We start from the raw sequence: 24,914 nt of genomic DNA, 5'->3' as shown, positions 1-24,914 counted from the left end.
GATGAACAAATTAGAACAACTTAAAAAATACACAACGGTGGTTGCCGATACTGGCGACATCGATGCAATTGCTGCTTTCCAACCAGAAGACGCAACAACGAACCCTTCATTGGTGCTAAAAGCGGCGGAAATGCCGCAATACGATTACTTAATTGAAGATGCTATCAAGTGGGCGAAAGCGCAAAGTAGTGATAAAGCGCAACAGTTGGTTGATGCTGGCGACAAACTGGCGGTCAACATCGGCCTTGAGATCCTTAAAACGGTACCGGGGCGTATTTCAACTGAAGTTGATGCTCGTATGTCGTTTGATAAACAAGCAAGTCTGGCTAAAGCACGTAAGCTGATTGCGATGTATAACGACGCAGGGATCAGTAATGACCGTATTCTGATTAAACTTGCTTCGACTTGGGAAGGCATTCGCGCCGCTCAAGAGCTAGAGCAAGAAGGTATCAACTGTAACCTGACTTTGTTGTTCAATTTTGCTCAGGCTAAAGCGTGTGCAGAGGCTGGTGTATATCTGATTTCTCCATTCGTGGGACGAATTCTTGATTGGTATAAAACCAACACCGACAAAAAAGATTATCTGCCGCATGAAGATCCTGGTGTGGTATCTGTTTCGGATATCTACAACTACTACAAAGACCATGGCTATAACACCGTCGTGATGGGCGCGAGCTTCCGTAACGCTGAGGAAGTACTGGCTCTTGCTGGCTGTGATCGTTTGACGATTGGCCCAGCGATTCTTGACCAGCTCGCTGCTCAGGAAGGTGAGGTGTCTTGTCAGCTATTCGCGGCGCGCGATTCTGTAAAGGCCACACCAGCTGCTATGACTGAAGCACAGTTCCGCTGGGAAATGAATCAAGACCCGATGGCGACTGAAAAGCTGTCTGAAGGTATCCGCAACTTTGCCGTAGACCAAGGCAAACTTGAAGCCATGATCGAAGCGCGTCTGTAGGAGGAATGAGCATGATTTCACGTTCAAAACTGGCTGATGCTATCCGAGTACTAAGTATGGATGCGGTGCAAAAGGCTGGCTCTGGTCACCCCGGTGCACCGATGGGGATGGCCGATATCGCAGAAGTCCTATGGCGCGATTTTCTAAAGCATAACCCAAACAATCCAAACTGGGCCGACAGAGATCGATTCATTCTTTCTAATGGTCATGGCTCCATGCTGATATACAGCCTGTTGCACTTATCGGGCTACGACCTATCGATGGATGACATCAAATCCTTCCGTCAACTGCACAGCAAAACGGCGGGCCACCCTGAATATGGTTATGCACCGGGTATTGAGACTACCACTGGTCCACTAGGGCAGGGCATCACCAATGGTGTGGGCATGGCATTGGCTGAGAAAGTGCTAGCAGAGCAATTTAACCGTGAAGGCCACGATATCGTTGACCACCACACCTATGTGTTTATGGGGGATGGTTGCATGATGGAAGGGATTTCTCATGAAGCTTGTTCATTAGCAGGCACTTTAGGGTTAGGCAAACTGGTGGCGTTTTGGGATGACAACGGCATCTCTATCGACGGTGAAGTCGATGGCTGGTTCTCTGATGACACGCCGAAGCGTTTTGAAGCCTACGGCTGGCACGTAATTTCAGAAGTGGATGGCCACAATGCCGATGCTATTCATGCTGCGATTACTCAAGCTAAAGCTGTTACTGATAAGCCGACTCTGATTTGTTGTAAAACCGTCATTGGCTTCGGTTCGCCAAACAAATCGGCGAGCCATGATTGTCACGGTGCGCCTCTGGGTGAAGACGAAGTGGCATTGGTACGTTTGAACCTAGGCTGGGATCACCCAGAGTTTGAGATTCCAGCAGATATCTATCAAGCATGGGATGGCAAAGACAAGGGTCAAAGTGTTGAGTCTGACTGGGAAACTCGATTCTCTGCTTACCAAGCGGCTTACCCGGAGCTTGCGGCGGAGTTCCAACGCCGTAGCAGTAGCCAACTCCCTGAAAACTGGGAAGCGTACACCCAAGACATCATCAAAACCCTCCAAGCCAACCCGCAAACTATTGCGACACGTAAAGCGTCCCAGAATGCGATTGAAGCGTTTGGTCCGCTGTTGCCTGAGTTCTTGGGCGGCTCGGCCGATCTCACACCGTCTAACTTGACCAATTGGTCGGGGTCGAAGTCGATTACCGCTCAAGACGCATCGGGCAACTACGTTAGCTATGGTGTGCGCGAGTTTGCGATGTCGGCAATGATGAATGGTATTGCGTTGCACGGCGGCTTCATTCCTTATGGCGGCACTTTCCTGATGTTTATGGAATATGCACGTAATGCCCTGCGTATGGCCGCGTTGATGAAGCAGCGCAGTATCTTTGTTTATACCCATGACTCGATTGGCTTGGGCGAAGACGGGCCAACTCATCAGCCTGTTGAACAGATTGCCTCGCTGCGCTTGACACCAAACATGAGCACATGGCGCCCGTGTGACCAAGTGGAAACAGCCGTTGCTTGGAAGTCTGCCGTAGAGCGATTTGACGGCCCAACCTCACTGATTTTCTCACGCCAAAACCTAGTGCAATTTGAACGCGATGAAGCAACGTTAGCCAACGTGGTGAAAGGTGGCTATGTGCTATCCGATTGCGACGGCGAACCAGAGCTTATCTTGATTGCGACTGGTTCAGAAGTGGCATTGGCGATGGAAGCGAAAGCCAAGCTTGGTGACGTGAAATGTCGCGTTGTGTCTATGCCTGCTACCGATGTGTTCGATGCTCAGTCAGCAGAGTATCAGCAGTCTGTTCTACCAAACACAGTGACTAAGCGTCTCGCCATTGAAGCGGGAATCAAAGACTACTGGTTTAAGTATACCGGCCTACAGGGTGACATCATCGGCATGACCAGATTTGGTGAATCAGCACCAGCAGACCAACTCTTTGAAATGTATGGCTTTACGGTGGACAACGTTATCGCTAAAGCAACGGCGTTATTGGAGAAATAGCATGAGCATGGCATCGCATTTTATTCAACAACAGAGTAGCGACTGCCTGCGTACTAAGGCTGCGAAAGCAGCCTTAGACCATGTGATCGACAAGTTGACACCAAGCAGTGTGATTGGCATTGGCACTGGCGCAACGGTTGAGGTGTTTATTAAGCTGCTTAAAAGCAGCGGCGCAGAATTTTCCTACTGTGTTTCGAGCTCAGAACGTTCTAGCAAGGCACTACGAGAGGCGGGGCTACCTGAAATTGCCATCGCAGATTGTGAGCGTGTCGATTTCTACATCGACGGAATAGACGAAGGGTTAAGTAATGGCATCACGGTAAAAGGTGGTGGCGCAGCACTGGCGAGAGAAAAGGTGTTAGCGACTTTAGCGCTTACCTTTATCACTATCGCCGACAGTGGCCGTATGGTCAGCGAGCTGGGTAAATTCCCACTCCCAATTGAAGTGTTGCCAGCGGCACAAAAAGCCGTGTCGAATGCACTGCAAAGCTTAGGAGGAACCCCAGCATTGAGACAAGGGTGTACCACGGACAACGGCAATATCATTTTGGATGTTGCAGGGCTGAACTTATCTCAGCCGAGCCAAATAGAACAGCAACTGAATGCGATTCCGGGCGTTGTAGAAAACGGTATTTTTTCTCACCGAAAAGCCGATTTTATGGCGTTCTCTAGCGACGAAGGAGTGCATTGGCTAGCGCGTTAACCTCTGTGTTTAGCGAGATAATGAGACCTTGCTAACAACTTTATTTATAAGTTTCTCAATAGTGAAAAATTAGGAAGTAAACATGACGGAAAGCAATTTTTCTACCCAAACTTCAGGCTATCTTGAGCGCAATGTTGATAAATTGCTCAGTGATCTGTCGGGGTTGATTGCTATTCCGTCTGTGCGCGATGAAAGCACTAAGTCGGATAACGCGCCTTTTGGTCAGCCGATAAGAAAAGCCTTCGACTACTTAATCGCATTTGCCCAAAGAGAGGACTTAGAGGTGAGAGATCACCAAGGTTATGCGCTTGATATTAGCTACGGCGAAGGTGAGCAAGAAATCGCGCTGTTGCACCACGTCGATGTCGTCGCCGCAGGAAACTTAGCTAAGTGGCTGACACCGGCGTTCGAAATGCACCAGAAAGGAAACGTGCTATTTGGCCGAGGTGTCACAGACAACAAAGGGCCACTGATGGCCAGTCTATACATCCTCAAGATGTTTAAAGCGCTCAATGTACCACTCACTAAGAAAATTCGAGTGATTATTGGCGGAGCAGAAGAGACAACTTGGGAATGTGTAGAGCATTATTTTAGTCATAACCCTCAACCGGAATATGGCTTCTCTCCAGACGGCGACTTCCCAATCGTTAATGGAGAAAAAGGTATTCTTTATGCGTCATTACAACGAGCTTTCCCAACTCGTAATGCGCAAGGAGATTGCCAGATAGTCCGCATTGAAAGTGAGCGCGATAGAACATCGACGTGCCATCATCTGACAATGTGGTTAGCTGGCGAACAAGCGGCGAAAGTAGCGGAACAATGTGCTGCGATTGCTGAAGTAACTAGAGAAGGTGCAATGCATCAATCTAAGTTACACCGCGTTGAGTTTTCAACGCCGTGGGAGAAATCCCGCAACCCGCATCGGGTAAGCAACTGTATGGATCAGTTAGTAAGCCAAATGCGACATGTTGAAGGGCTAGATGCCAATTCTCAACATTTGATAGACCTGCTAGACGGATGGTTTGCAGAGTCGATTGATGGTGAGAAATTGGGGCTAGCACACCAAGATGATGAGATGGGCAGCACCACGTGTTGTGTATCTTCTATCAACCTTGATCAGCATGGCTACAACTTGGATTTTGATTTTCGGTTTCCTAAAGGACTGACTATCGATCAAGCTCGTACCCGACTCCAACATTTATCCCAAAAATATGGAGTGAGCCTGACCGAACAGCAGTACTTACCTCTATCTTACCTCTCACCCGAAAGTGATCTTATCCAGGCGATGGGAAAAGCGTATTACGAAGTTACGAGAACGGACGCTCAATGTTTTAGCAAGGGTGCGGCATCTTACGCACGTGCGCTGAGCAATGGTGTGGCATTCGGACCCACTTTTCCCGGTGATGTGACTTGTGTGCATGAGCCAAATGAACGGCTGAGCCTCGAGTCATTGAGAAAAGCAATAACAATATACGTGAAAGTTCTCATATCACTGCAGGAGTAAATTATGAGAGATAAGGTTCAAGCACTTGCCGGAGGCATGATGGTTTCGATCATCGTCCTTGTTATCGCAGGTATTTTTATCGGGGTCGGTGCGGGCGTTGTTAACCAAATGTCTGCGCAAGATTCGGTCATCTTTGCATTCTTTAAACTGATGTTAGATCTCGGTTTAATGGTCATGCGTAACCTACCACCATTCTTTGCAATCGGTTTGGCGTTTGCACTGGCTAAGTCTGAAAAAGGCTGGGCAGCGTTCACCGGTTTTACTATGTTTATGTGTTTCAACGTTGCGATAGGCTCAATTGCCGCATTCCACGGTTGGACACCGGAATCGACTAGCGTTGCTGCGTTGATGAGCGACGCAGGCTACGACAAAGTCGCTGCGCAAAACTTCAATTCTCTATGGGGCGAAAACCTAGGCGTATTCTCATACAACATGGGTATTTTCAGCGGCATCATCGTTGGTTGTATCACAGCGGCGATCCATAACCGTTTCTACAAATTTGAAATGCCTGCGCTATTGAGCTTCTTCTCTGGCCCACGTGCAGTTGTGATCTTCTCGTACTTCTTGATCATGCCAATTTCACTATTTGCCTACTATGCATGGCCACCAATCGCAGGTGGACTGCAGTCGATCACCACGCTTATCACCAGTTCAGGTATCTTTGGTTCATTCCTATTTGGTGTGTTCGACAAAGGCCTACTTCCGTTTGGTCTGCACCACTTGATTGCTTTCCCAATCGAGTACACTCGTGTGGGTGGCGTAATGGAAATTGATGGCATCGTGTATGAAGGCGTTCGTAACATCATGAACGGACAAATGAGCTCACCAGATGCGACAGGCTACATCACTCATAACTTCACAAGTGGTCGTATTCCAATTCAGATTGGTGGTCTAACAGGCGCGGCGTACGCGATGTACGTGACGGCGAAAACGGAAAACCGTAAAAAGGTTGCTGCAATTATGGTACCTGCAGTGTTTACGGCAGCCGTAATCGGCATTACAGAGCCACTGGAATACACCTTCCTATTTGTTCAACCATTCCTATTCTTTGCGGTGCACGTGCCTCTTAATGGTCTAGCGTATGTGATTACCGAGATGATGGGCGTATCTATCCACGGTAACCAGTTGCTATTCATGGTGCCAAACCTGCTGCAACCAGAGAAAGTTCATGCTTGGGCACTGTTGTGGATTATCCCGCTGTACTTTGTGGTGTACTTCTACACATTCAAATACTTCATTCTTAAGTTCGACTCGAAGACTCCAGGGCGCGAAGACGATGACGGTGAAATTGCACTGTATTCGAAAGACGACTTCAAGAAGAAAAAGCAGCAAACCGAGAAAGGTCTACCGGTAGAAATCATCAAAGCCTTGGGCGGTGCCGACAATATCGAGAACGTCTCGAACTGTGCGACGCGCTTACGAGTTTCCCTGCACGATGACTCTTTGGCTGCCAGCGACCAAGTATGGAAGCAGGACCTCAATGCCATTGGTGTGGTGCGTATGAACAAAGGTATCCAAGTTATCTATGGTGCCAACGTGATTACCATTGCATCGGGCATCAAAGAAGCCCTAGGCATCGACTCTTAGCGGTAACCGCTCACTTTAAAGAATCCCAATAACAAAGCGACTCCTCCTGTGGCCCTGCGCCACAGGAAGGATTTCGTGTACCCAAAATATGGAAATACAATAATGAAAACCATGACAAAACATACTGTTACACTGCTTGCCCTGTGTGTGTCTGGCGCCCTACACGCCAGCGAAAATATCATTGCCGAATGGCCAGAACGCAGCCCTATGGTGTTCTGGGGAGATCGAGCGAACGAAGATTGGAGCTATGTGGACAATCTCGATGAGAGCCAAAAAAGCTTTTCTGAGAAGCTGAAGCGCCTCGAAATCGATGAGAGCGGCGATTGGAAAGTATCCTTTAGCGGTAACATCAAAGCGGCATTGGATAATCGTTGGAATCATATGTACGACGGCGACGATCGTAAAAAGAACGAACTGAGAACGCGCATGCAGTTTGCAACTGACGTGACTTACCAAGATTGGATGCGCCTATTTGGTGAAATTCGTACTAACTACACCAACCTAGACAACCCAGGCCCTGTCGATGATGCAGGTACCGACTTCCATCAATTATTTGCTGAGTTTAAGTTGATTGATGACGGCGACCAGTATCTAAGTACCCGTTTAGGCCGCCAAGAGATCTACTTAAACGAATGGCAAATGATGAACCGTGAACCGACACCAGTGCAGTCTAGCTGGAATGCGGCTAGCGCTAAGTACTCGGTAAGTGGCATCAACTTTGATGTTTACTACGGTGAGGAAGTCTTCCCTGTCTACGAAAATGGTGGTTTCGGTGGCAACTGGGATGACAAGACTAATGGCAAAAAATCGACAGGTTTGTTTGCTAACTGGCGTACTGACTTTGGTGCGATGCAAGCCTACGTGATGAGTAACCAGCTTACCAACGAAAGCTTTGTTAACGCGCCAGATGGTGACATTGATATTCAAGTGTTGGGTTTGCATGCCCATGACTTCGTCAGTGAAGGCTTTGGCTACATGGTCGATGGTATTTACCAGTTTGGTGATCATGCAGGCAAGGACATCTCCGCGTACATGGCTTATGCCGACTTTAACTATAACTGGAAAGCCGACTGGAACTACCGTTTAGGGATGAACTTGCACTATGCGTCTGGTTCGGACAAAGACAGCGATAAAGTGACGACCTTCAACCCATTGTGGACCGGCGACCCGCTGGGCTTCGCTCATGATGGTGCTTACGGTAACGCCATGCAGCTAGGTGGCTATTCGGTGATTGAGTATGCGCCGAAGCAAACGATAATTACTGGTTTTATGTCGACATGGCGTGCAAACACCGACGACGCAATATACACGCTTAACCAAGATGTACTCTTTGGTGAAAACTCAGATGAGAAATATGCGTACACCCAGTTCTATCTGCAGTTCCACAATTACATTACTGGCAACCTGAAAACCGAAGTGAATACCTACTACGCGTTGGCAAGCGACTACACCGATGATGTTGTTGGCCCAGATAGTAAAGATATCGCGCGCGTAGAATTAGCGCTTATCTATAACTTCTAAGATTTAAGTCCTATTAGATTACCAGCGATGTAATCGAACTGCCGTCTTGCCCAGCCTTTTGGCTGGGCTTTTTTATTGTTGGAAGCTGAGTCAGTTGGGGAGCAGAGAACCAAGGCGCAAAGAGTTGCCTATGTAATTTCATAACAAATCGCTTTTATGATTCATTCACATGTGATGGTGATCGCTGCTTCTTATTCTTAAGACGCCAAATAGCCTTAAATTAACTTTGAGATTTATCACGATAAACGCTTAGTCAATGGGCTTATTGTGATCTACTTTGAATATTATGAATTTCAAAAAAATCCTAGAAGTTTTGATTGGATCAAATTTCGTCTATTGACTTGTGTCTAATGAGAAAAATGTAATTAAATTTCTTGGCAGAATTTTGAGGGAAGCCCATTAAAACAGGTTGACACCCAATTAAGTGAGGTGTGCATCACAAAAACAGCTCAGTTGCGTGGTGAGTGGGCTGTTATTGATAATGACCCCATCGGATGACGATATGTTGATAGGGTAAAAAAATGCTGTATGAGTTAATCGACCACGAACTAGTAGATGTTATTAATGACCGTGCTTACCAATGGCAAGAAGCGGTTAAGAAGACGACTCAGTATCTAGAAGATAAAGGTTACGTCTCTCAGCACTATGCTGATGCCATTATTCAGTCTACCGAAGACAATGGCCCTTACTATGTTCTATGCCCTGGACTTGCCATGCCCCATGCTCGCCCTGAAACCGGCGTACTAAAAACGGGTTTAGGCATTCATGTCTTCCCATCTCCAGTTGATTTTGGTTCGGACCTAGGCCCAGCCAATGTCCTAATTACTTTAGCGGCAAAAGACTCAGATACTCACATTGAGGTGATTCAAGCGTTAAGCGAGATGTTTGTGGACGAAGAGAATATTGCCAAGCTGGCACAAGCTTCATCCAAGCAACAAGTGCTAGACATAATAAAAGCATACTAAAAGGAACATCACGTGAAAGCAAACATGCGAGCCAATGTGCAAGCCTTTGGTGGTCATTTGACTGCCATGGTGCTGCCAAATATCGGAGCCTTTATCGCTTGGGGCTTTATAACTGCACTCTTTATTCCAACGGGCTGGATGCCAAACGAAGCATTTGGTGAACTTGTTGGCCCAATGATCACCTACTTACTGCCATTACTGATTGGTTATACCGGTGGTCAGATCGTCGGCGATAAACGCGGTGCGGTAGCGGGTGCCATCGGTACTATGGGTGTGATTGTGGGCGCAGACATTCCAATGTTTGTCGGCGCAATGATCATGGGACCGCTCAGTGCTTGGGTTGTGGTGCAAATGGATAAGCGTATCCAACACCGAATTCCTTCAGGCTTTGAGATGGTGGTGAACAACTTCTCATTAGGCATCGTTGGCATGATCTTGTGTCTGTTTGCTTACGAGATTGTTGGTCCAGCCGTGACTGCCGCGAACTTGTTTGTAAAATCAGGCATCGAAGCGCTGGTGGCAACTGGATTCCTACCTCTGCTGGCGATCATCAACGAACCGGCAAAAGTACTGTTCCTGAACAACGCGATTGACCAAGGTATTTATTACCCATTGGGTCTGCAAGCGGCAGCAGAGTCGGGCAAGTCTATCTTCTTTATGGTGGCATCTAACCCTGGCCCTGGTTTGGGTATGCTATTGGCTTACGCGAAGTTTGGTCAAGGTCTGTCTAAGCGCTCTGCGCCAAGTGCCATCATCATTCACTTCTTCGGTGGTATTCACGAGCTGTACTTCCCGTACGTACTGATGAAGCCAATCATGATTGTGGCAATGATTGCAGGTGCTGCGACAGGTATCGCGACCTTCAACTTACTGGATGCTGGTTTAGTAGCGGGTCCTAGTCCGGGTTCTATCTTCTCTTACCTAGCACTTACGCCTAAGGGCAGCTTCATCGCCACTATCGCAGGTGTAACAACAGCAACGATTGTGTCTTTCTTAGTGGCTAGCGCGATTCTGAAGATGAGCAAGTCAGAAGACAAAGAAGACGAGTTTGAGCAATCTGTATCAGATATGAAAGACATGAAAGCGGAAGGTACAGTTAAACCTACTGCTGCAGTAACCACTCAAGAAACAGCGAAACCAATTTCATTTGTCGCGTTTGCATGTGATGCGGGTATGGGCTCTAGCGCCATGGGTGCCTCGACCTTTAAACGTAAACTGACTCAAGCCGGAATTGATATTGAAGTGAAAAACTTCGCTATCGAAAAGGTATCAAGTGAGGCCGACATTGTGGTCACACATGAAAGCTTAGAAAGCCGAGCGGTCAATGCAACAGGACTAACTGTCATCACAATTAAGAACTTCCTCAATGATCCAGCGCTTGATGAGCTGATGGATAAGATTAAGCAACAAACGGTCGCGACTGAGCAACCAGCCTAACAATGCAGTATGGGGTGGCATAGCACCCCGTTTTGGAGAGAAATCATGGTACAAACAACAGCAGCGGTTATCTGTGGTGAGAAAGACGTTCAACTAAGAACCTTTGATTTGCCAAGTATTTCAGCCGATGAGCTTCTGGTTAAAAACATCTCAAACAGTATCTGTTTGTCGACTTACAAAGCGGCATTGCTAGGCAGCAAACACAAACGTGTGCCAGAGAACATTGATGAAGTGCCAGTGATGACAGGGCACGAATACGCAGGTGTCATTGTCGAAGTGGGCGACAACCTAAAAGACCAATTCAAAGCGGGCGATTCATTTGTTCTTCAGCCAGCAATGGGCCTGCCTTCTGGGTACTCCGCAGGCTACAGCTATGAAACGTTCGGCGGTAACGCGACGTATTCCATCATTCCTAAAATTGCGATTGATTTAGGCTGTGTACTGCCGTACGAAGGAAGCTACTTTGCTGATGCGTCTCTTGCTGAGCCGATGTCGTGCATCATTGGTGCATACCACGCAAGCTACCACACGAAACCGTATGTGTATGAACACGATATGGGCATCAAGGAGGGCGGAGCGCTGGCGCTATTGGCTTGTGCTGGCCCTATGGGTATCGGTGCTATCGACTACGCCATCAATGGCCCCGTAAAACCTAAGCTGATTGTAGTGACAGATATCGATGCTGCTCGCCTCGACAGAGCTGAGTGCTTAATTCCAGTCGCTAAAGCGAAAGAGCAGGGCGTCGAGCTGCACTATGTGAATACCGCGCAAGTGGACGACCCTGTAGAGTACTTAAAGCAGCTAAACGGTGGCCAAGGTTACGACGACGTAATGGTCTACGCGGCAGTAGCACAAGTGCTGGAGCAAGCAGATGAGCTGTTAGGTAATGATGGCTGTTTAAACTTCTTTGCCGGTCCGACCGACAAGCAGTTTAAAGTGCCGTTTAACTTCTACAACGTTCACTATGAAGCAACTCATATTGTCGGTACATCGGGTGGTTCAACGGGCGATATGATTGAGTCGATTGAGATGTCTTCTCAAGGGCGTTTGAACCCATCATTCATGATCACTCACGTTGGTGGCCTGCAGGCTGCACCACATACGATTTTGAATCAGCTGGATATTCCAGGGGGTAAGAAACTGATCTACCCACATATTGATTTGCCATTAACACCGATAGATGAGTTTCTATCGCTGGCAGACCAAGACCCGTTCTTCGTTGAACTAGACGCTATTTTGAGTGCAAACAACTATGTATGGAATGCACATGCAGAAAAAGCGTTACTCGAGTTTTACGACGTGAGCTTAACGGTTTAGTTGCAACGAATTTGTGTGGTAGCCTTTGCGCTGCCACATAATGGAGAGGTCATCAGACGTTGTCACGTGAAGACGAATTGCTGGAGAAATTGGATGAGTGCGAAAGTGCCACCGCTTTTCTTCAGGTTTCAAACCAAATAATCAACCTCAAGCTAAAAGCATTACTTCCGAGAGTGTTCGTGCAAGACGACCTAGTGAAGGAGTATGCGGTGGATCCGTTATTGAAAGACGATGGCCCGCTGGTGACGACGGATGTCATGTCGAAGTTGATGTTTGCGATGGGGAAAATCTCCCTAGAAACGTACGCCGATATCGGTCTTTACGACCAAGTATTGGAGTATGCGGCATCGCAGCCAGAGAGCGTCGAATTTGTTGATGATGTGATATACGACTTTATAAACAATCAGGCCATCTTATCGTCGCAGCAAGACAGCTTTTACCTTGAGTCCATTAATCAGCTTAAGTTCTCTTCGTTTGAGTCCTTTTCGCAAATGAGATACGAATCTCTGATCAAAACAGTACTGAAACTGTCGTGCGAAATGTTGTTGGAAAGAATCGAAGAGGAGATCAATCAATAAGGGTTCACCATGAAAGTGAATTTAAATGTCAGTGGCTTTGAAACGGAAGCCGTATTTCCGGACAACGATGTTAAAAAAATCCATCAACCTCTTATCGAAAAATTCACTCGCTTGTACCAAGAAAAAGAGGAGCGAGTCGTTATCTTCCTTGGTGCTCCTCCGGGTAGCGGAAAATCCACATTAGCGGCATTTTGGGAACACCTTTCCGAACAGCATCAACAGCTAGAACCCTTGCAGGTACTGCCTTTTGACGGCTTTCACTACCCCAATGAGATCCTAGACACCAATACCATTGAGCGTAATGGAGAGATTGTGCCATTGCGAAGCATCAAAGGTTCCTACGAAACTTTTAATCTCACGGAGCTGATCGACAAACTAAAGCAGCTCAAAGTCAAAGATTCAAAGTGGCCTTACTACGACCGAAATTTACATGACCCAGTTGATGATGCTATTTCGGTGCAGCGCAATGTTGTTGTCGTTGAGGGTAACTGGCTGCTGCTAAACGAACCCGTCTGGAATGAGCTGCATCGACTGGCCGACTTTACTGTGTTTATTGATACTCAGCCGGAGTTTCTACAAGAGCGTTTAGTTGGGCGTAAGGTCCGAGGGGGAACGTCACCAGAAGAGGCACTGGAGTTCTATTTACGCTCCGATGCCGTTAATGTCGATAAGGTGCTCAATCACTCGGTAGAAGCTGATTTGAACCTGTTCTTAAACCAAGACGGCTCGTTTGAGATCCGTTAATTTGTCCACCTAGCGAGGAGATTGCTATGGATATCGTTATTGATAGCCACACCCACACGATTGCCAGTGGACACGCCTACAGCACCATTATAGAAAATGCTCAAGCAGCTAAGAATAAGGGGCTAAAACTTCTTTGTGCGACCGATCATGCTCCAGAAATGCCAGGCGCCCCCCATTACTGGTATTTCAATAATCAAAGAATTTTGCCCCGCTTCCTTCATGAGGTGGGTATTCTGCGTGGCGTGGAAGCTAACACGCTTAACGTAGCAGGAGAGATAGATCTACCACCGTCTTCCGACCAACATCTCGATTGGGTTATTGCGAGCTTTCACGAGCCAGTATTTAAGCCCTCAACTGAAGCGGAACATACCCGTGCATTGATCAACGCGATAAAGAGTGGCCGGGTTGACGTACTGGGCCACCTTGGTAATCCAAACTACCCGTTTGATATGGAACAGGTGCTGCGTTGTGCGAAAGAACATAACGTTGCGATTGAAGTGAACAATACATCGTTAACCGGAAAAAGCCGTAAAGGCAGCGATACCCGCTGCGACCAAATTGTGGCGATGGGTAAAGAGATTGGCGTGTTTTTTAGCACCGGCTCGGATGCTCACTTTTGTGAGGAAATCTCCAAGCTAGACTTAGCGATTGCACTGCTGGAAAAACACGGTGTGGATGAAGAAAAAATACTCACCACTTCGACCAGCCGATTTTTGAACTTCCTGCTGCTTCGAGGCAAACCAATAATTGCGGAGTTTGAATCGCTGTATTAAGCCAGCCTATCTCAATTAACATTAAAGCCCAGCTCTTTCGCTGGGCTTTTTACACTGTAAATACGCGCAGCAGTTATCAGCGTTGCACGTGAATTGGTGAGAGTGAAAGGTTTGCTGTTCAACACGAACTGCGCTGATGCTAGACTGGGACCCTAGTTATTAAACAAGTAAGTCATTTAAAAGGTAATCGAATGAACCCAATTCTAGCAATGCTGAAAGAGAACAACATCAGTGACGAGCAAATCAACGAGCTTTTTCAGACGCTGACGCAAAACCCTTTGGCTGCAATGGCGACTATTGGCCAACTTGGCTTGCCGCAAGAACAGCTACAAATGCTAATGGGCCAAGTGATGCAAAACCCTGCGCTGATTAAAGAAGCGGTAGAAGAGCTAGGCCTAGATTTCTCGAAAGTAGAAGCGGCGAAAGCACAGCTGGATCAGTCTCAAAACCAGTAAGTTGCTGCTACTCTATTAGCAATACACTTCGCAAACGAATAGGCCGTTAATCCATCATAAATAATGGGTTAACGGCCTTTTTGTACCAGCTTGTTTTGGGGCTATCCAGCGTATTGAGAACTGCTTGGTGGTGGGGCATATTGTTCAATCATTCGGTGGCCTTGATGAATGTTGATTTGCATTCGATTGACCAACTTTTGCAACTGTTCGATGCTCGGTGGCTGTTGTTGCTTAAGTTGACGCTCTAGCTCAAGCGCTTGATTGGCCATTATTGGTAGTCCAAGACTAAGCGCCATTCCTTTAGTCGCATGCAAAGTGCGTTGTAACGATGGCCAGTCTTTCGCAAGACACAGCGAAATCAACTCATCGACCGATGAATCGAAGCTGCTGATCATGCTATCAAGGATTTCTAATAGCGCTGCGTTATCCTCGATCAAACTTGCCACTACTTCCGACTCGCTCAGTTCTTCTTCTGTTAAGCTCAAGGCCTCTACGGGTTGGCGGTGGAGTGGTACAACGTTTGGTGAAGGTTCTGGTTGTGCGTCGGCATGAGGAAGGCGCGAGGCAAATTTATTGAGCGCGTCAGCAAAACTTTCTTGTTGCAGGGGTTTTGTAAGAACTTGGTCGGCACCAGCGGCGATAAAGCCGTCATGCGCTTCTCTGAACACATCGGCGGTGTAGGCAAATAGCAGGGTATTGATGCCCAGTTCTTTTCTGATATAGCGCGTGGCCTCTATGCCGTTCATTTCGGGCATATGGTTGTCCATCAAAATTAAATCGTATTGGTTGTGTTGAACCTTCTCAACAGCTACTCGGCCATTTTCTGCAACATCAACGCTAAAACCCTGCTGCTCACAGAAGTTACGCGCCACAATCGCATTAACACGGTTATCTTCGACCAGTAGCACCCGCAAGTGTGCTTGGCAGGCTGTGGCAGTTTCTACAGGCGCTTCGACCGGCGATGCTACGCTCGATTCTGTCCAAGAGATGGGAAGTTCTACGCGAAAGTGCGACCCCATCCCCTCAGTGCTGGTTAATGTGATTTTCCCGCCCATAAGATCTACCAGCTTTTTCACAATCGCAAGCCCCAGACCTGTACCGCCAAATTTTCGGGTGGTCGAGGTATCGGCCTGCTCAAATGAGTTGAAAATGTTCACTTGCTGGTCCTTTGCGATACCTATACCAGTATCCTCTACGTCGAAAATCAGCTGATTATGTTTCTTGTCGAAGTGGCTGCGAATAAGAACTTGCCCTTGTTTGGTAAACTTGACGGCATTACCACCTAGGTTGAACAAGATTTGGCGAATGCGGGCGCAGTCTCCAGTGAATTCAAGCGAGCTAGGTACATTGTTCTCGTTCACTAATTGGATGTTCTTTTCTTCGACTAAAGGTTCAAGTGCTCCGTACACCGGAGAAATCACTTGGCTGATGTTAAAAGGGGCAGCCTCTAGTTCGAGTTTGTTTTCTTCGACTTTAGAGAAGTCGAGAATGTCGTTGAGAATCGTCATCAGGTGCTGGCCGGAATCGAGGATCACCTTGATGTATTCTTTAGTTTTTGGCTCTTTGGTTTCATTGGCAATGATCTGCGACATGCCCAGCACCCCATTCATCGGCGTGCGGATCTCGTGGCTCATGGTTGAAAGGAACTCGCTTTTTGCTTTGGCGGCGGCTTCTGCTTTCTTGCGCTCTTGTTCTAGGGTTTCGTTGTAGCTGCGCATTTTCTGGTCACTTTCGACAAGGTTTGTTGCCATGTCTTTGAAGCTATTGGTCAACTGGGCGACTTCATCGTGGCCTGTGAGGTCATACTTATGATGTAGGGTCGCAACTCCCTCCGCTAGGTGGCCAGAAGCGACTTTTCGTGTGGCTTCAACCAGCAATTGAATTCGCTGTTTAACTCGAATCGAAGACCACAACGCCACAATCATGGAAATGGCGGCAGAAAGTAATGTACCGATGAGCAATACCATACTGGTGCGTTCAGCCGAACTATCGGATTTGATAACTCGAATATCGATAAGCTCTTGTTCGATTTCAATAAAACGAGCGATTTCGAGACGGATTTGGTCGATGATTTGTTTGCCGGTTTGCTGCTGAATCAGCTCCACAACGCTGGTCATTTCAGCTTTTCCCTCGACGACCAGTTTTCGCTGATTGATCGCGTATGTGCCTGCTTCCGCTAGCCATTGCTTGTGCAGGCTATCAACTACGGCGAGACGTTCGACTTGAGGCGGGTTATCGCTGACTTGGTGGGAAAGGGTTTGGAGTTTTTGAGCCCACACTTGAAGTGCTTGGTTGTAGGGTTCAAGAAAGACTTCATCACCAGTGATGAGGTAACCACGTTGGCCTGTTTCCATATCCACGACTAGGCTCAGCAGTTCTTGAGCGCGAGCGATGGCCTTATGGGTGTGGGTAACCCAATGGTTGTCCTCCACCATGGATTGAGTATTGTTGTACACGGAGATGGAGACAAGCAGCATGAGTAAAACTGGGATCGAGAAACAAACCAGCAGCTTTTTCTGGATCGAAATATTATCGAACCAGCGTGTGACCAATGACATGAACAACTCCATTTATAATTTTATTACTATTGTAGGCTATTTACTCTGATTTTGAGGCATGCAAAGGAAAGTTGTGACCATGTAAATAAGCTATCGCTAACTTACAGCCAAGAGTGTGAAGTGTCGAATGAGGAGAGGGTAATCTAGAGGGGGTTTAACCCTCTGTTATAAAGCGATTTGCGACTTTGGCTTCTTGTTTTTTCATCAGTTGATGAGCCGTCAGCATATGCTGTTCCATGACTTGCTTGGCTTTGACTGCATCACCTTTACGTAGGGCTTCTACAAGCGCACGTTGGCTTTGTACCCCAGTATTCCAAAGTTTGTGGTTACCCGGTTCGTAGAGTTTTTTATAGATCGTTAGTTCTGTCAGCATTTGGGCGGTAAAGCGCACCATAAATTTGAGCAGTTCGTTATCGGAATAACTGGCTAATAAACCATGGAATTCCAGAGAAGCAATATGGTGCTCGCGCTCTTGGTACACATCTTCGGGTGGGGTTTGGTATTTGTCGATCTGTTGATCGAGCGCTGCGAGTTGCAGGTCGCTTAGCCTTCCGGCTAATGATGCGGTGATCTCTGGTTCAAGAGAGAGGCGAATTTGGTAGAGGTCTGAAATAGAAATATCTTTGAAGAACAAATAGTTACTAAGTAGCGCCTGAGCCTTCTTTTCACTCATCTCGGTGACAAACACTCCACCTTTGGGCCCTGTCTTAGTTTTTAAGATCCCTTGAGCTTCTAGGATGCGCATGCTTTCACGAACCGTGCTTTTAGACGCATCGAACTGCTCCATGACTTGCAGTTCATTGGGTAAACGATCTCCGGGCTGAAGCGCTTGATCCACAATCCATGCTTTGATGGATTCTGCCAATTGTTGGGTTCTTCTTTGCTTTGCGCTGCCTGCCACCGTCAATCACCTTCTATTCCGTGCGCTACCGATTGAATTTTGAAGCATTTCTGCCAGATGTCACCTGTTTTCTGCTTTTGCTTCATCACGCCACGCATATCTTTTGGCTATGAAACCATCCGATTATCGATCGAATCACACTCACAAAAAAGCTATTTATCATGATAAATGGCTTTCATTTGATATTTATCATGATAAATTAAATAAGATATGGTCAAAAATAGAACGATTCATCATGGAAAAATTCGTAGAAACAGCCAGCTTGGCGTGGGAATGGTTAGAAAGCATCGCGTTTTGTAGCCAAACCAAAGATCCAGACAGTGAAGGGGTAACCCGTTTGTGTGCCAGTGAAGAGCACGCGGCGGCAAACCAGAAACTCCGTGAGTGGATGCAACAATCTGGGATGGAAGTTCGCCTAGATAACGCTGCAAACTTGATTGGCCGTTACAAGAGTGAAAACCCAAACGCGAAAACGCTGATTTTTGGCTCACACCAAGATACGGTGCCAAACGGTGGTAAATACGACGGCATTTTAGGTGTGATTTTACCGCTCGCATTGGTGCATCATTTCCACCAAAACCAAGTCGCGTTTCCGTTCCACATCGATGTTATTGCATTCAGTGATGAAGAGGGCACGCGCTTTCAATCGACATTGCTGGGCTCAAAAGCGATTTCAGGGACGTTTGACCCAAGTATGCTAGAGGCCGTAGACACTCATGGCGTGAGCATGAAAGACGCCTTGATTCAGTTTGGCTGCCAGCCAGAGAAGATTGCGCAAGATGCCTACGATAGAGACTCGGTATTAGGTTTTTTGGAAGTGCATATCGAGCAAGGCCCTCAGCTTGAACAAGCGAACCTACCAGTAGGTGTAGTGACTGCCATGACGGGTATCGAGCGCCACACGCTTTCGATTCTTGGTAAGGCCGGCCATGCTGGCACAGTGCCTATGAACCTACGTCAAGATGCGCTAGTGGGCGCGGCACAAATCATTCATATGTTCGATCAGCTGTGTAAGCGTGAAGACGATTTAGTCGGCGTGGTGGGTAAGATTGCCAACTATCCGAACGGCGTGAATGTGATCCCTCAGCAAACGGATTTTACCATCGAACTTCGTTCACCAAACGATGCTTCACGTATTGCTGCGCGCGAGGAAATGTTGGCAGACATCAACTCTTTGATGGCTCAGTACAACCTGCAATATCGCCACGAGCAAACTTATGAGCAAGCCGCTGTGACTTGTTCTGATGCGCTGTCTGCCACGCTTGCTGAAGCGATTGGGCAAGCTGGTATTGAAGCTAAACACTTATTCAGCGGGGCGGGCCATGATGGGCTAGCCGTGAGTAAGCTAACCGACATTGCGATGCTGTTTATGCGTTGTACCGATGGCATTAGCCATCACCCAGACGAAGCGATTTTGCAGCAAGACCTGCGAGCGGGCGTTGAAGTCCTAAATCACTTCTGTTTGCGAATGAAACAACAACACACATAAGGTAGGTAAACCTGCCTCCCGTTAAGCACTTTAAACCTTATTTGAGGTCGCTTGTGAATTTGGGTGTTCAAACGATTGGGCATCCATTCCTATACTAAGGAGAGACTATGCTATGGATATGACAAATAAAATGGAGACGACAGAAAAGAAGGTTTGGTATAAAAACATGCCAGATCCAATGGTGCTGATCTTCATGATTCTCGTTGCCACTTACTTGCTAACTTTCATTGTTCCAGCAGGTGAGTTTGAACGAGTCGTTGTCGATGGTAAAACCACCGTAGTGGCAGATTCATTCGCCTATTTAAGCGATGTTCCATCTGTGCATTTCTTCGATATTTTTGTAGCGATCCCGAAAGGCCTTATTAGCGCTGCGCCTTACTTGTTCATCGTATTTATTGCGGGTGGTTTGTTCCACATTCTGCAACGCACCGGTGCGCTTGAAAATGCCATTGGTGTTGCAGTCAACAAAGCTGGCGTGCAAAACCGTAACCTGATCATCACGGTAGGTACGTTTATTTACGGTTTCTTTGGTGTTGCTGTCGGCTTTGAAAATAACATTGCCTTAGTCCCAGTGGCGGTTCTGATTTCTGCCGCTGTTGGTTACTCTAGTTTAGTGGGCACCGTTATGGCGGTGGGCGGTATCGGTGTGGGTTTCGCACTTTCCCCGATCAACCCATACACAGTGGGCGTTGCACAGGGCATTGCTGAGTTGCCAACCTTCTCGGGTGCTTGGCTGCGTGCTGCAATGGTAGTGTCTTCACTTGCGCTGCTTTCTTACTACATCTGTACTCGCGTTGCGAAAATGGACTTTAAAGAGCCAGATTCAGCAGAAGGACTAAGCAAAGACCTATCTGAGTACACGCTAGGGAAAAAAGACAAACTGACGTTAGGCGTTTTCTTAGCTGGCCTAGGTATCATGCTGTACGGTGTGTTCTCTAATGGTTGGTACATCAACGAAATCGCTGGTCTCTTCCTATTGATGGCGATTGTGATTGGTGCGGTTAACGGCCTTAACGCGAACAACATTGTAAAGCAGATGATGGAAGGTGCATCTGGCGTGACAGCTGGTGCTCTGGTTATTGGTGTCGCGGCATCGATTCAGATCATTCTCGACCAAGCGCAAATCATCGACACCATTGTCAGTGCGTTAAGTTCATTGATCCAAGATATGCCTATTGCAGTATCTGCGATTGTGGCGAGTGTGGTGCAAGGGGTAATCAACCTATTCGTACCGTCTGGTTCTGGCCAAGCGATGGTGACGATGCCGATTCTTATCCCAGTTGCAGACTTAGTTGGCATGAGCCGTCAGCTAATGATCACAGCATTCCAAGTGGGTGATGGCCTAACTAACCTGATTGTTCCAACTTCTGGCGGTACGCTGGCCATGCTAGCACTTGGTCGTGTGTCTTACGAGCAGTGGTTGAAAGCGATTTTGCCATTCATGCTGTTTGTGTACGCACTGTGTTGGGTTGCTCTATTTATTGGGCAAATGGTGGGCTACTAGCCACTCGCTAAAGTAGTTGTATTGAGAATCTATGACGATTTCACTTATTCACGTTAACCCTGAAACTGGGTTATCTGCTTCCATTACGGCAACCGGAGGGGTTGCCGTTGGTGGCTACGTTAATCACAGCTGGCGTGGTGTCGGCGCATGTGCCACTCAAGGGTTATTCACTAACCCTTGGTATGCTGATAACGCAAAAAAGGCACTGGAACAAGGCTTGAACTGCCAGCAAGTGATCGAGCAATTGAAGCGTAATGATGCCGAATTTGCCAAACGCCAATGTATGGTGATGGATAAAGAAGGCAACAGTGCGTTTATTAACGGCGAGGAGAATATTTCTTACGTGGGTTCGTTGTCGCTGCCTCACATCGCGGTTGCAGGCAATATGCTAGAGAGCGACGCGGTCATAACCGCATTTGCTCAAGCCTTTGTTGCAGCCGTGACCGTTAACTCTGAGCAAGTGCTACAGGGAGAAGTGCCGGCTTATAAGCCTGATTATGAGCTGCAGCTGCCTGAGGCTTTAATTGCTGCGCTGGAAAGCGCTCTAGCGGCAGGGGGCGATAAGCGCGGTACTTATTCGGCTTCATTGCGTATTGAGAGCCTGACTCAAGCACCGGTTGATATTCGTGTCGATTGGTCTGACGATAACTTAATTGCTGATTTGCGTAAGGTGCTTAGCCGAGTGCAAGAAGCGGGCTTCCAAGACTTTCTTCGTCAGCTGCCAAACCAATAACTCCAGCCTAATATGAGAAGCTAGGTGGCGACAGCTAGTTTCTCTCCTTTCTGTTTTACGGTAACTTGAACACCGTGTGTTTCAATCATCTCAGGTTCACCGTGCTAAATAACATCAATCTGAACTTACTTCGTTCGCTGCATGTGCTGTTAGAAGAGTGCCATGTTAGCCGCGCTGCTCAGCGTTTGCATATTACTCAGTCGGCAGTGAGTAGGCAGTTGGCCCAATTGCGGGAGCTGTGCGGTGACCCCATTTTAGTGCGTGAAGGGAACAGCTTAATTCCGACTCCACGGGCTCTGGTACTGAAACAGAAATTGGAAGCGTTGCTGGGCGAGTTTGAGCACTTGTTGAGCGACAAACCCTTTGAACCCAAAGACTGGCAAGGTGAGTTAGTGCTCGCTTCCAGTGACTATGTTGCTCAGTACTTGCTGCCCAATATTACTCAATATCTTAACCAAGCAGCGCCGAAAATCGATGTTGCCTATCGTTTATGGCAACCCGATTTTTTAGAGAAAATGCACGATTTAGGCATTCATCTCGCGACTTCTATGTTTGCAGAGCAACCAAAAGGTGTGTCGAGTATTAAGATTGGTGAAGACAACTCGGTGTGCTTAATGAAAGACACCCATCCACTTGCAAGCAAAAACTCATTATCTGTTGAAGACCTGACGGCTTACTCACACATTAAAGTGACCGGTGGGGGCGATAAAGACTCCAGTACTGATGTGGTACTGAAACAGCAGGGCATTGAGCGTCGAATTGCGTTGAAAGTCCCATTTTTCTCAGCCGCGATTAACACATTAGTATCGAGTGAACACTTGATGGTGGTGCCTAGGCATATTGCGGTGAACCTTGCTCGTCATTGGCCCATCGCTCACAAAGAACTACCATTTACCACGCAAGCTCACCAGTACTGGCTGATGTGGCACCCGAAATATGACAGTGACCCTGCACATCGTTGGGCGAGAGAGCAAATCGCAGTGTTAATGCAGGACTCTGATTATTCAATCTAAGTAAATCGACTTTCTTAATGGGGAATGATCTGAAATCATGACCTTTATGAGAATGTTTGATTTCAATTTATAGCTTAGCCTTTGTTACAGTGACCACAAAGAGGAGAGCATTATGACGTTCACAGTGTGGTTATCACTTTTCACCATTTGTATTCTTGGCGCAATGTCGCCGGGACCGAGCTTAGCGGTTGTGGCTAAGCACTCACTTGCGGGCGGCAGGCTAAACGGACTGGCAACAGCATGGGCGCACGCGTTAGGTATTGGTATTTACGCCTTTATTACATTGATTGGTTTGGCCGTGGTGCTTCAGCAAAGCCCGCTGCTGTTTAAAACCATTAGCGTTGCCGGTGCTGGATACTTGGCTTACTTAGGCTTTAATGCACTGCGTTCAAAAGGTGGTGTTGCTGCTAAATTGGAGTCGGGCGAGAAAGTCAGTGTTTGGCAATCGGCGCGAGAAGGGTTCTTCATTTCGATTCTTAGCCCCAAGATCGCATTGTTCTTCATCGCATTGTTTAGCCAGTTTGTCGCGCTGGGAAATGAACTGAGCAATCAAATGATCATTGTGGCAACGCCGCTGATTACTGATGGCTTGTGGTATACCTTCATCACGCTGATCTTATCCAACTCGAAAGTCATCGATAAAATCCGTTCTAAAGCGGTACTCATTGATAGGTTATCTGGCCTAGTACTTATTGGCCTTGCGGTTCGAGTGGTCGTGACGCTTTAACTTACCGCTTAACTTGAAAGAAAAAGCCCAGTCATCGACTGGGCTTTTTAATTTGCGTTTGGCTCTACTCACAAGGATGTGCAAGATGAATAAGGGCTAAGCCACCTTGAGATGTTTCACGGTACTTCTTATTCATGTCCTTGCCCGTTTGGTACATGGTCTCAATCACTTTGTCGAGTGAGATTAAACACTTACTGGTGCGTTTAAGTGCCATTCGTGATGCATTGATGGCTTTCATCGCACCCATTGCATTACGTTCGATACATGGCACTTGAACCAATCCGCCGATTGGGTCGCATGTCATACCTAGCGAGTGCTCCATTGCTATTTCTGCGGCAATACAGATTTGCTCGTTACTGCCACCACGAAGGGCGGTAAGGCCTGCAGCGGCCATTGAAGACGATACGCCGACTTCACCTTGGCAGCCAACTTCAGCACCCGATATGGATGCATTGGTTTTGTACAAGATGCCAATCGCGCCAGAGACGGCAAGGAAATCCTTTAACTGTTTGGTATCTAACGGTTTGATAAAGCGATGGTAGTACATCAACACTGCAGGTATCACACCAGCTGCGCCATTGGTTGGCGAGGTAACCACTTGGCCGCCAGCGGCGTTTTCTTCGCTAACGGCAAAGGCAAACAAGTTAATCCAATCCATGATTTCCATTGGATCATTTTCTACCGCAGCATTGGCTTCCAGTTTCTTCAGTAGGTTTGGCGCGCGGCGAGTGACATTCAGGCCACCATCCAAAATACCTTCTGTCTCAAATCCTCGCTCCATACAGCGTGTCATGACTCGCCAGATTTGATCGGCTTTACGGTCGATGACTTCGCTATCTTGGAATGCGGTTTCGTTAGCTAGGATCATACCGCCAAGGCTAAGGCCATGTTTCTCTGCTTGGGCGAGCATCTCGTCTGCGCTGGTAAATGGGTAAGTCACCGAAGTAGGTGCTGCCGTTTTACCGCTCTCTAGCTCTTGTGCTGTGGCGATAAAACCACCGCCGATGGAATAGTAAGTCTCAAAACCGAGGGTATTGCCCTGCGCATCAAAGGCCGTGATGGTCATGCCATTTTCGTGCAGGGGTAAGTTGTCTTGGTGGAACAGCATATCGGTTTGGTAGTTGAACGCGATGTTATGCTCGCCAGCAACGAGCAATTGGCCTTGTTCTATGGCGTTACGCATTGCCTGATTTGCGCTGGTGATTTTGATGTTGTCGGGCGTATTACCCAGTAACCCAAGTAAGGTAGCGCGATCGGTATGGTGGCCAATACCGGTAAGCGATAGGGAACCGTATAAATCGATTTGGATACGGGCGACTTGCTTTAACTGCGTTTGTATCGCTTGGGTAAACTGAAAACCCGCGATCATTGGACCATTGGTATGGGAGCTAGACGGTCCCACCCCAATTTTGTAGATATCGAAAATAGAAAGCATAGTGTTAAC

Annotated in this window: 21 protein-coding genes; 18 read left to right on the top strand and 3 right to left on the bottom strand. The window is 47.4% G+C overall.

Features of this window, described 5'->3' with window-relative positions:
• Position 1 precedes the first annotated feature (1 nt).
• From tal to J4N42_RS22295, 13 genes are all read left to right on the top strand, one after another.
• Positions 2-955, top strand: coding sequence for a transaldolase (gene tal, locus J4N42_RS22355; RefSeq protein ID WP_252032675.1), 954 nt, complete (start codon positions 2-4; stop codon positions 953-955).
• Positions 956-966: 11 nt separating this feature from the next.
• Positions 967-2,961 (top strand): transketolase, encoded by a 1,995-nt coding sequence (gene tkt, locus J4N42_RS22350; protein ID WP_252032673.1) that lies wholly within the window; start codon positions 967-969, stop codon positions 2,959-2,961.
• A gap of 1 nt (position 2,962) precedes the next feature.
• Positions 2,963-3,664 (top strand): ribose-5-phosphate isomerase RpiA, encoded by a 702-nt coding sequence (gene rpiA / locus J4N42_RS22345; protein ID WP_252032671.1) that lies wholly within the window; start codon positions 2,963-2,965, stop codon positions 3,662-3,664.
• Positions 3,665-3,746: 82 nt separating this feature from the next.
• Complete coding sequence (locus J4N42_RS22340) at positions 3,747-5,168, top strand: Sapep family Mn(2+)-dependent dipeptidase (RefSeq protein WP_252032669.1); 1,422 nt, start codon at positions 3,747-3,749, stop codon at positions 5,166-5,168.
• A gap of 3 nt (positions 5,169-5,171) precedes the next feature.
• The gene (locus J4N42_RS22335; RefSeq protein ID WP_252032667.1) at positions 5,172-6,755 is read left to right on the top strand and encodes a PTS transporter subunit EIIC; all 1,584 of its coding nucleotides are present in this window, start codon (positions 5,172-5,174) and stop codon (positions 6,753-6,755) included.
• A gap of 102 nt (positions 6,756-6,857) precedes the next feature.
• A complete protein-coding gene (locus J4N42_RS22330; protein ID WP_252032664.1) occupies positions 6,858-8,276 on the top strand; it encodes an alginate export family protein in 1,419 nt (472 codons plus the stop codon).
• 521 nt (positions 8,277-8,797) lie between these two features.
• Positions 8,798-9,241: a PTS sugar transporter subunit IIA gene (locus J4N42_RS22325; protein ID WP_252032661.1), complete on the top strand. Its 444-nt coding sequence runs from the start codon at positions 8,798-8,800 to the stop codon at positions 9,239-9,241.
• 12 nt (positions 9,242-9,253) lie between these two features.
• Entirely contained in the window at positions 9,254-10,678 is a 1,425-nt protein-coding gene (locus J4N42_RS22320) for a PTS mannitol transporter subunit IIBC (RefSeq protein ID WP_286036691.1), read from the top strand.
• Between the two features lie 45 nt (positions 10,679-10,723).
• Positions 10,724-11,995: a zinc-binding dehydrogenase gene (locus tag J4N42_RS22315; RefSeq protein WP_252032658.1), complete on the top strand. Its 1,272-nt coding sequence runs from the start codon at positions 10,724-10,726 to the stop codon at positions 11,993-11,995.
• 59 nt (positions 11,996-12,054) lie between these two features.
• Positions 12,055-12,573, top strand: a complete 519-nt coding sequence (locus tag J4N42_RS22310; RefSeq protein WP_252032656.1) for an MltR family transcriptional regulator — start codon at positions 12,055-12,057, stop codon at positions 12,571-12,573.
• Between the two features lie 9 nt (positions 12,574-12,582).
• On the top strand, positions 12,583-13,317 hold the full coding sequence (locus J4N42_RS22305; protein ID WP_252032654.1) for a nucleoside/nucleotide kinase family protein: 735 nt from the start codon (positions 12,583-12,585) through the stop codon (positions 13,315-13,317).
• 26 nt (positions 13,318-13,343) lie between these two features.
• Positions 13,344-14,090: a phosphatase gene (locus J4N42_RS22300; RefSeq protein WP_252032651.1), complete on the top strand. Its 747-nt coding sequence runs from the start codon at positions 13,344-13,346 to the stop codon at positions 14,088-14,090.
• A gap of 191 nt (positions 14,091-14,281) precedes the next feature.
• Positions 14,282-14,545 (top strand): DUF2999 family protein, encoded by a 264-nt coding sequence (locus J4N42_RS22295; RefSeq protein ID WP_252032648.1) that lies wholly within the window; start codon positions 14,282-14,284, stop codon positions 14,543-14,545.
• 101 nt (positions 14,546-14,646) lie between these two features.
• Here J4N42_RS22295 and J4N42_RS22290 read toward each other — a convergent pair whose 3' ends face one another.
• Together J4N42_RS22290 and J4N42_RS22285 are read right to left on the bottom strand one after the other, a co-directional pair.
• Positions 14,647-17,097: a CHASE3 domain-containing protein gene (locus J4N42_RS22290; RefSeq protein ID WP_252034143.1), complete on the bottom strand. Its 2,451-nt coding sequence runs from the start codon at positions 17,095-17,097 to the stop codon at positions 14,647-14,649.
• Positions 17,098-17,257: 160 nt separating this feature from the next.
• Positions 17,258-18,004: a FadR/GntR family transcriptional regulator gene (locus tag J4N42_RS22285; protein WP_252032645.1), complete on the bottom strand. Its 747-nt coding sequence runs from the start codon at positions 18,002-18,004 to the stop codon at positions 17,258-17,260.
• A 235-nt stretch (positions 18,005-18,239) separates the two neighbouring features.
• Between J4N42_RS22285 and J4N42_RS22280 the strand changes: the two genes are divergently transcribed.
• The 5 genes from J4N42_RS22280 (at position 18,240) to J4N42_RS22260 (ending at position 23,470) form a co-directional block, all read left to right on the top strand.
• Positions 18,240-19,493 carry an allantoate amidohydrolase gene (locus tag J4N42_RS22280; RefSeq protein WP_252032642.1) on the top strand — a complete coding sequence of 418 codons (1,254 nt, stop codon included), beginning with the start codon at positions 18,240-18,242 and terminating at the stop codon, positions 19,491-19,493.
• Between the two features lie 112 nt (positions 19,494-19,605).
• Positions 19,606-20,997, top strand: coding sequence for a YfcC family protein (locus J4N42_RS22275; RefSeq protein ID WP_252032639.1), 1,392 nt, complete (start codon positions 19,606-19,608; stop codon positions 20,995-20,997).
• Between the two features lie 31 nt (positions 20,998-21,028).
• Positions 21,029-21,730 (top strand): DUF1028 domain-containing protein, encoded by a 702-nt coding sequence (locus J4N42_RS22270; RefSeq protein ID WP_252032636.1) that lies wholly within the window; start codon positions 21,029-21,031, stop codon positions 21,728-21,730.
• 101 nt (positions 21,731-21,831) lie between these two features.
• Positions 21,832-22,743, top strand: a complete 912-nt coding sequence (locus J4N42_RS22265; protein WP_252032633.1) for a LysR family transcriptional regulator — start codon at positions 21,832-21,834, stop codon at positions 22,741-22,743.
• Between the two features lie 112 nt (positions 22,744-22,855).
• On the top strand, positions 22,856-23,470 hold the full coding sequence (locus tag J4N42_RS22260) for a LysE family translocator (RefSeq protein ID WP_252032630.1): 615 nt from the start codon (positions 22,856-22,858) through the stop codon (positions 23,468-23,470).
• 64 nt (positions 23,471-23,534) lie between these two features.
• On the opposite strand, the gene J4N42_RS22255 is transcribed toward J4N42_RS22260, so the two are convergent.
• Complete coding sequence (locus J4N42_RS22255; RefSeq protein ID WP_252032628.1) at positions 23,535-24,905, bottom strand: L-serine ammonia-lyase; 1,371 nt, start codon at positions 24,903-24,905, stop codon at positions 23,535-23,537.
• Positions 24,906-24,914 lie beyond the last annotated feature (9 nt).

This window comes from Vibrio sp. SCSIO 43135 (assembly GCF_023716665.1).
Lineage (GTDB): Bacteria > Pseudomonadota > Gammaproteobacteria > Enterobacterales > Vibrionaceae > Vibrio > Vibrio paucivorans.
The sequence above is the reverse complement of the archived record's forward strand: the minus strand, read 5'-3'. Positions and strand labels throughout refer to the sequence as shown.